Here is an 8,885-nt window from a genome sequence, read left to right on the forward strand (position 1 = left end):
TCTAATTCTTCCTCCTAACTCCTGACTCCTCCTATTCAATCAGAACTTCATAAATAGAAATAGCTTTATCTTTACCTTTAACTTTGACGGATTCATCTACGAGTTTTAAAGAAAATAATTCAGGCTTATATAAACTATTCACCACTGATTCTGTAATCAGAATATTACAATTATATTGCTTTGTTAATCCCTCAATTCTAGAAGCTACATTGACAGCATCACCAATTACGGTGGAATCAATACGGGAGGTAAAACCAACTGTACCCATGACTACTGTACCCCGATGAATACCAATTCCTATAGCAATGATTGGTAATCCTTTTTTGGATCGTTCATGATTAAATATATCTAAAGACTTTTGCATCAAAATAGCGGCTTTGAGGGCGCAGTCTGTGCAATCATCATCAAATAAAGCCATGATAGCATCACCGATGTATTTATCAATAAATCCCCCGGATTCATCTATGGCTTTTCCCATACAAGCTAAATAGTCATTTAAAAAGGTAAATATTTCTATGGGTTCCATAGCTTCTGACATAGAAGTATAACCACGAATATCGCAGAATAAAATTGTCATTTTGCGGGTAGAAGCCATCCCAACTGTAATATTTTCTATGCCTTCAGGGGCGATAACAGAAACAAATTTATCGGGTACAAATTTCTCAAATGAGTCTAATGTTTTTTGTAATTTACTAAAAGATATTTGCAATGTTGCTGACATTTCATTAAAGGAATTTGCCAATGCGCCAATTTCATCTCTACGATTATTAATATCTGCACGATGTTGTAAATCTCCTCCAGCAATTTGGGCGACACTGGACTGTAAACGCTGTACAGGATTACTCAACTGACGGGCTAGGATATAGGAACATACCCAACCTACAGCCAATCCTATAGAACCTACTATGAAAGCCTGATTTACTGCATTATTAACAGCACGATCTACTTTTTGTAGAGATAAACCAATTCGTAAAACACCAAGGTGTTTACCTGCTATTGTGCGAATATCTGAAGCTACTTCAATTACTGCATCACCTCGTTTAGCCCGTAAGTTGTCTCCAAAATAACTATCTTTGAGGATAAATGTTTCGATAATGCGAGTTTCTTTAGAGGATTTTAAGGCTTTTTTGGTGACACTTAAAGGAACAATATTAGGAATATATTGGTTTTGATATTCGTTAGGGGAAGCAGCCGCAATTTGATTGTCTTGGCGGATATCTGAAACAAAGACATAGACAAAATCTTGATTTTCTCGCAATATCAAATCTATGTTTAAGCGAATTTGACTCCAATTTTCTTCTGATAATTCATTAGAGTATGTATAGCTGAGAACTTTAGAAATACTTTTAGCATCATTCAACTTTTCTTCGCGGTAGAGAGTATTTTCGCTTTTTACCCATACCGTAACTATCGCAGCAATCAAACCTAGAATTAGTAGGGTGATTGAAGTCATAATTTGAGTATGAATAGAACGAAAAGTAAATATTTTCATAATTGTGGAATTAACTCTTCTACGAAAGTTACCCAGCGTTTATTTTTGGTTTCCTGTGAACAATCATCACCAAAAGCTAGAGTTACGGGACCTCCCATGTTTGCGAGGATTGGCTGTTTATCTTCACCCCATCTAGTAGCTAAAATGATATTACATTTGTTTATTTCTGTAGACGCTAATTTTATAGCTTCCGTTGTTCTGCGGTAAATTGCTGGTTTACCTGTGACGACTACAGAAGTTTGCGGTTTGATACCAGCTAAAGCCAGTACGTCTTTAATTCTGACACCATGTAGTTTAAGTTTGTTACTAGGCCAGCGGACGCGATAACCTACGTTTTGGTTAAGGGTGACTTGTGGTAGTTTATCAAGTTGGGCTAAGTTGAGTTGACGATCGCCTACTCGGAGTGATACCTTCTCTGTACCAAATATAATATGAGTCACATAAAATGCCCAATCTCCTTCGTTATATTTTTGTCGAAGTTGGGGATACTGGGTATAGGGATAGATTAAATAAATTGGCCCCCCTTGGTCACGTTGAATTGGTTTGTCATTTTTAGTCAGTGCTAAGATAATTGGGTAGGTGAGTAGGTCTTCTATTTTGACTGTGACATGATAAGCGTCGTAGCAAACAAAGGTCACTTCTGTTACTCCAGGGGGAACGCCAAATTGTTTTAAAAGTGTAGCTATATGTATTCCTTGAAAATTAAATACTTGATTGGGGTTAATAATATTATTTGCGTCAATTGTATTAACATTTGTTTTAGCTAATTTAAGCAACTCCGGCCAACTCAAGGTATCTGATTTAAAATTTGTTGTTTGACCCTGAATAACTAAATTCCATTGCCGCTGTGGGTTTTTTTTGGTTTTATCTGCTAGAATTTCCGCATTGGCATCGCTTGCTTCCTGCCGCCATCCTTCTAATTGTGCCTTTGTGGGCTTATTTGTACAACCTGTCAAAAAAACTATAGCTATACCCAAAGTTACTAAAGTCCAGTTTTTCCAAATATTCAATAAAATCACATTCAAAATTATTAGGAAGGTTTACAAAATGGTGTTTACTAAGTTAGAAATAACACCATAATTCGTTTTTACGCAATCATTCAACACTACTCCAGAACAATATCTTTTGACAACGGACAATTAACAACTAACAAATTTATGGTATTACAAGTAGAAAACAACACTTACGAAGCGAAAACCCAAGAAATTGCTAAACAGGTTTTAGCTGCTACCCAGGAAAATCGCTCATTTTTTGCTGCTTTACGGGATCAAATGCGGTGGGATGATAAATTACTCGATTGGGCTATGAGTAATCCGGGTTTACGGGTACAATTATTTCGATTTATAGACACTTTGCCCGCTTTACATAGTAAATCAGAAATTGCCTCCCATATGCAAGAATATTTGGGAGATGATTCCGTAGAACTACCCGCAGCTTTAAAAGGAATCTTAAACTTTGCTAACCCTGATTCTATGCCGGCACAGGTAGCCGCCACAACTGTAGGAACGGCTGTAGAAACTTTAGCACACAAGTATATTTCTGGGGAAAATATCAAGCAAGTCATCAAAACCGTTGAGAGACTGCGAAAGGAGAAAATGGCTTTCACCATTGACCTCCTTGGTGAAGCGGTAATTACGGAAATAGAGGCGCAATCTTATTTAGAAAGATACTTGGAATTGATGCAGCAGTTGGTGGAAGCATCTAAAAATTGGGGGAAAATTCCGGCTATTGATGAAGCTGACGGCGAAAATATCCCCAAAGTCCAGGTTTCTGTGAAATTAACGGCGTTTTATTCCCAATTTGATCCTTTGGATGCCCAAGGTAGTGAAGCACGAGTCAGCAATCATATTCGGACTTTACTCCGTCGCGCTCAAGAATTAGGTGCAGCAGTCCATTTTGATATGGAACAATACGCCTACAAAGATATCACATTGAATATTCTCAAAAAGCTATTACTGGAAGAGGAATTTCGTCAACGCACAGATATTGGGATGACAATACAAGCATATCTGCGGGATAGTGAACAAGATGCTAGAGATATTATTGCTTGGTTAAAACAACGGGGTTATCCTCTCACCATTCGTCTAGTTAAAGGTGCGTATTGGGATCAAGAAACCATCAAATCGGCTCAAAAACACTGGCCACAACCGGTTTACAATGATAAAGTCGCCACCGATGCCAATTTTGAGGCGATAACTCAGCTATTGCTAGAAAATCACCAATATGTCTATTCTGCCATAGGTAGTCATAATGTGCGATCGCAATCTCGCGCGATCGCTATAGCCGAAAGTCTCAATGTTCCCCGTCGTCGGTTTGAAATGCAAGTTCTGTACGGCATGGGTGATAAAATCGCCAAAGCCTTAGTAGATAAAGGTTATCGTGTGCGGGTTTATTGTCCCTACGGTGACTTGTTACCAGGAATGGCTTATCTAATCCGTCGTTTATTAGAAAACACCGCAAATAGTTCCTTTCTCCGCCAAAATCTGGAAAATCGTCCCGTTGAGGAGTTGTTAGCACCCCCAATTCCACTTCCTGCTTCCCCCTCGCTTGCGGGGGGGACTGAGGGGGGGTTCTTCGGTGTCGCAGATACAGATTTTGCGGAAGCAGAAAAAAGGGAAAAATCAAATCAAGCTTTTGAAAATGTGCGTCAGCAGTTGGGAAAAACTTATTTACCTTTGCTAAATGGGGAATATGTGAATACTACAACTTTTGTTGATTCTCTTAATCCTTCTAATTTTAGTCAGGTTGTTGGTAAGGTGGGTTTACTCAGTATTGAACAAGCTGAAGAAGCAATGAAATTTGCTAAGGCTGCTTTTCCCGCTTGGAAGAAAACCCCAGTTAAACAACGTGCGGATATTTTGCGTCAAGCTGGGAAGTTAATGGAGGAACGACGCGCCGAACTTTCCGCTTGGATAGTTTTGGAGGTGGGAAAACCTGTTAAGGAAGCTGACGCGGAGGTTTCGGAAGCAATTGATTTTTGTCTTTATTATGCCGCAGAAATGGAACGGTTAGATAAGGGTGTAATTTATGACGTTGTTGGAGAAACCAATCGTTATATTTACCAACCCAAAGGAATCGCTGTTGTTATTTCTCCCTGGAATTTCCCTTTGGCTATTGCTTGCGGTATGACTGTTGCTGCTTTGGTTTCAGGAAATTGTACTTTACTCAAACCAGCAGAAACTTCTTCTGTGATTACTGCAAAGTTGACAGAAATATTAATAGAAGCCGGCATCCCCAAAGGTGTTTTTCAATACGTTCCCGGCAAGGGTTCGCAAGTCGGCGCTTATTTCGTTAATCATCCCGATACTCATGTGATTGCTTTTACTGGTTCTCAGGAAGTAGGTTGTAGAATTTACGCAGAAGCCGCAATTCTCAAACCTGGTCAAAAGCATCTTAAAAAGGTAATTGCCGAAATGGGTGGCAAAAATGGGATCATTGTGGATGAAAGTGCTGATTTAGACCAGGCTGTAGTCGGCGTTGTCCAATCTGCTTTTGGTTATAGTGGACAAAAATGTTCTGCTTGTTCACGGGTAATTGTTCTCGAACCGATTTATGATGCCTTTGTAGAAAGGTTGGTAGAAGCAACTAAGTCTTTAAATATTGGAGAAACAGAATTACCCAGTACCCAGGTTGGTCCGGTGATTGATGCTAATGCCCAATCTCGCATTTTGGAATATATTGAGATGGGGAAAAAAGAAGCGAAATTAGCTTTAGAGTTACCCGCACCCAGCCAAGGTTATTTTATCGGACCTGTGATTTTTTCGGAAGTTCCTGCCAATGGAGCGATCGCCCAACAGGAAATATTTGGACCCGTCTTAGCAGTAATTCGAGTTAAAGATTTTCAAGAAGCAATAGAAGTTGCCAACGGTACAAACTACGCTTTAACTGGTGGACTTTATTCTCGGACACCTTCCCACATTGAACAAGCGCAAGCGGAATTTGAAGTTGGGAATTTATACATTAACCGGAATATTACTGGAGCGTTAGTTTCCCGTCAACCTTTCGGCGGTTTCAAACTTTCTGGAGTCGGTTCAAAAGCAGGAGGCCCAGATTACCTCTTGCAATTCCTAGAACCACGTCATATCACAGAAAACATCCAACGTCAAGGTTTTGCCCCAATTGAGGGTGCGGACTAACTTTATAATACACACAGATCCCCGACTTCTTCAAGAAGTCGGGGATCTAAAACTAATTATCTATTTTTGGGACACTCAGGTAAGCTTTTACCAGCGTAGTTACAATCAAAATAAATTAATGCTTCTCTACTAGATTTAAAGTCTCTAGTTTTAGAGGCTGGATCTTTTTTGGGATTTGCTTTATCAGACCAAATTTTTAAGTAGTAACTGCTACCATCATCAGTAGACCATAATTCATAAATATAGTCACCTCCTCTACCTTCACCTCTCAAATAGTCTGCTAGTGCTGTATTTGATATAGATAGAAGGGTAGATATAGCCAAGATGGGAACTAGGGCTATTTTCAATAGTTGACTTGTTTTCATAGACACACCAATCATTGCTTGCATCTTCAGTATAGCGTGATTTCATATCTATGTCTAGAATTTAACTTTGCATTTTTGCATCTTAGCGAAAAATAAAAATGTTATTAATACCATCAATTTATGATAAAAGTCCGGGATCTTTTTTATCCTGTTAATCCTTAAATCCTGGAAATCCTGATTCTGACAAATTACAATATTTTGATGTTAAAATATGAAATCAGGGTGTCTCTATACTTATGGGTAAAAAAGATGATATTAAACAAGTTGATTCAATTGCTAGAGAGTTTCGGATGTCAGCAGAATTAAGAAATGCTTTTGGTATATTTCTGGAGGAAGAAAAAAGAAATGGTTATGGTGGAACTTTAAACGATAGAGGTGATTTTACTTATCCAGAACTCCGTCAGAAAGCTAAAGAATTTTTAGAGGATATTAATTATGACTCCTAAAACATCTCTTGCTAATTCAATACTAAATCTAAATCAAATTATTCAACCAATTATTGGCGAAACTTGCCATCAAATTACATTTAGTTATGGGGATGAATTACGGTTACATTTTGGTGAAATGATTGCCTATTCCCATCCTAAATTAGCACATTTACGCAAAGGAACTTGGCAACTTAACACTAGGGCAACACCTTGGTATTTAATGATAGGAAACGGTCTTTGCAGTTATTCATCTATGTTCGTAAATTATAAAGATGCTGCTGAATGTGCTAAAATGTCTTTACAATTTTTAGAAAATAAAAAACTAACTAATTTTGTAATTGATAGTGATAATCTTAAACTCACTTTATCATTTGAGGATCATTACGAACTAATTTTAGAACCAGATTTAGAAGATGATTCTGGGCTTGCTTATTGGGAATTAATGATGCCAAATGAGCAAATTTTAACCGTTGGTCCGGGAATGTTTTGGGAATGTAAATCAATTCATGAACCTTATTAATCTGGATATTTAGATTCAGATAAAATTTTCGTTTTGAAATACAACTACTAATTAAGATGTGCAACTGCGTATCCATGTCTAGAGTCAAACCCTATACCTTTGCGTCTTGGCGTGAAATCCAAATACTAACATCCTCAAGATAGATACCGTCTCTCTAAAAATATGCAAAAATGAAGGTAGAAATATCTGTTAAAAACAACTTAACAACCATTCTCTACTTTTGACTACTGACTCCTATTCCCAGGGGGGTGAGACTATGATTGATACAAGTAACGATATAAGAATTATTTCTTTAGTTCCCAGTGCTACGGAAATCGTGGCCAAACTGGGCTTATTTGATGCTATGGTAGGGCGATCGCATGAATGTGACTATCCTCCCGAAATCGTCAATCTTCCAGTTTGTACCCAGTCCCGTTTAAATGGTGACGCTAACAGCCATTCTATTCACAACGAAGCCGGCAATCTATTACAATCTGCTTTGGGTATCTATAAAATCAAAGTAGATGTTTTAGAGAAATTGCACCCTACCCATATCATCACACAAGATCAATGTGATGTCTGTGCTGTCAGTTTACCAGAGGTAGAAAAAGCAGTTGCCCAACTTACCCACAGTTCACCGCAAATTATTTCTCTACAACCCAACACATTACAGGATATGTGGGGTGATATTGAAAGGGTTAGCCACGCATTTGGCGTAGATTCAGTAGAAATACTGGAAAATCTAGAAGCCCGTGTCAGAATTTGCAAGCGTAAACTCCAAGGACTTCCCACCGCCGAAATGCCTAAAGTCGCTTGTATTGAATGGATTGATCCTTTGATGACTGCTGCAAATTGGGTTCCTGAATTAATTAACTTAGCAGGAGGAAGACCATTATTTTGCCTCACGGGTAAACCTGCTACTCATGTCAAATGGGAAGCATTAATAGATAGTAATCCAGATGTGATTATTTTCATGCCCTGTGGCTTTGATTTGCAACGAACCCAGCAAGAAGCAGAATTATTCACTCAACGTCCAGAATGGAAAAAACTCCACGCTGTGCAAACAGGAAGAGTATTTATTACCGACGGTAACGCTTACTTTAACCGTCCTGGTCCGCGATTAGTAGATTCTGTGGAAATTCTAGCAGAAATACTGCACCCAGATATTTTTGACTATGGTTATAAAGGTACTGCTTGGCAAATTTTGTAATTAAGTACCCGTGCAAAATTAATTGAACATTTAAAAATTTCTAGAGTAATCAATTTTGTAGGGGCAAACCCCCTGTGGTTGCCCCAAATATTGGGGTAGGCACGGGGGCGCTACAATACTCTAACTCTGGACATTCTTCTTTACTTGGCATGTTGCCCCAAATATTGGGGTAGGCACGGGGGCGCTACCCCTACGTCTAGCTTCTGCTGTATCTGTGTTTGACACCTATCGGAAAATATTCAAGATCACCAGTGGGTTTTAATTCTACTACAGGAGTTTGATATTGTAGAGGAACATAATTCGCAAATTCACTATTTAAACGTAATAATTGGGCAAGAATAGCCGCAGTAATAGATAATCTTTTTTCCTCTTGATTTTCAATTCCTGGTGCTAATTCTACTACTACAGATAAAAAGCGGTTTTTATCTAAATCTTCTTTTACCTGGATAACAAACTTACCCGTTACCCATTCTCTAATAATTGGTTGTTCTAGTCCGACTGTGACATTTTCTGGATAAATATTTGCGCCAAAATAGGAAACCGTAAAGTTAGAACGTCCAAAAACATAAACAAAAGGTAATTGATGAATCCCGCGATGATTTGGTAATTCTGTAATAGGGTCAAAACCCCATTTTCCTAAAAATTCTAGCATTTCTGTGTAGGTAATTAAGCCACCTTGATCAAAAATACTATATCGAATTAAGTAGGTAAACAAAAAAAATTAAAGGTGTGTAAAGATAAGTAAATACGGAAAA

The 8,885-nt window shown here is 38.2% G+C and carries 7 protein-coding genes and 1 pseudogene; 4 read left to right on the forward strand and 4 right to left on the reverse strand.

What is annotated here, in order from left to right:
- Positions 1-31: 31 nt before the first annotated feature.
- Entirely contained in the window at positions 32-1,492 is a 1,461-nt protein-coding gene (locus FJR05_RS12220; protein WP_168644335.1) for an adenylate/guanylate cyclase domain-containing protein, read from the reverse strand.
- Positions 1,489-2,511: a molybdopterin-dependent oxidoreductase gene (locus FJR05_RS12225; protein ID WP_168644343.1), complete on the reverse strand. Its 1,023-nt coding sequence runs from the start codon at positions 2,509-2,511 to the stop codon at positions 1,489-1,491. The genes FJR05_RS12220 and FJR05_RS12225 overlap by 4 nt, the downstream gene beginning before the upstream one ends.
- A 138-nt stretch (positions 2,512-2,649) precedes the next feature.
- On the opposite strand from FJR05_RS12225, the gene pruA reads away from it, so the two are divergent.
- Complete coding sequence (pruA, locus tag FJR05_RS12230; RefSeq protein WP_168644336.1) at positions 2,650-5,628, forward strand: L-glutamate gamma-semialdehyde dehydrogenase; 2,979 nt, start codon at positions 2,650-2,652, stop codon at positions 5,626-5,628.
- Positions 5,629-5,684: 56 nt separating this feature from the next.
- On the opposite strand, the gene FJR05_RS12235 is transcribed toward pruA, so the two are convergent.
- The gene (locus tag FJR05_RS12235; RefSeq protein WP_168644337.1) at positions 5,685-5,993 is read right to left on the reverse strand and encodes a hypothetical protein; all 309 of its coding nucleotides are present in this window, start codon (positions 5,991-5,993) and stop codon (positions 5,685-5,687) included.
- Positions 5,994-6,229: 236 nt separating this feature from the next.
- Between FJR05_RS12235 and FJR05_RS12240 the strand changes: the two genes are divergently transcribed.
- The 3 genes from FJR05_RS12240 to FJR05_RS12250 all read left to right on the forward strand — a co-directional run bounded on the left by FJR05_RS12240 (position 6,230) and on the right by FJR05_RS12250 (position 8,130).
- Positions 6,230-6,439 carry a hypothetical protein gene (locus FJR05_RS12240; protein WP_168644338.1) on the forward strand — a complete coding sequence of 70 codons (210 nt, stop codon included), beginning with the start codon at positions 6,230-6,232 and terminating at the stop codon, positions 6,437-6,439.
- A complete protein-coding gene (locus FJR05_RS12245) occupies positions 6,429-6,941 on the forward strand; it encodes a hypothetical protein (protein ID WP_168644339.1) in 513 nt (170 codons plus the stop codon). Before FJR05_RS12240 ends, FJR05_RS12245 begins: the two co-directional genes overlap by 11 nt.
- Before the next feature lie 256 nt (positions 6,942-7,197).
- Complete coding sequence (locus tag FJR05_RS12250; RefSeq protein WP_168644340.1) at positions 7,198-8,130, forward strand: cobalamin-binding protein; 933 nt, start codon at positions 7,198-7,200, stop codon at positions 8,128-8,130.
- 196 nt (positions 8,131-8,326) lie between these two features.
- Here the strand turns inward: FJR05_RS12250 and FJR05_RS12255 are convergent.
- Positions 8,327-8,833, reverse strand: a pseudogene (locus tag FJR05_RS12255) (phenylacetate--CoA ligase family protein); the annotation flags it as partial.
- Between the last annotated feature and the right edge of the window lie 52 nt (positions 8,834-8,885).

The organism is Dolichospermum sp. UHCC 0259 (assembly GCF_009711935.1).
In the GTDB taxonomy this organism is placed as follows: domain Bacteria; phylum Cyanobacteriota; class Cyanobacteriia; order Cyanobacteriales; family Nostocaceae; genus Dolichospermum.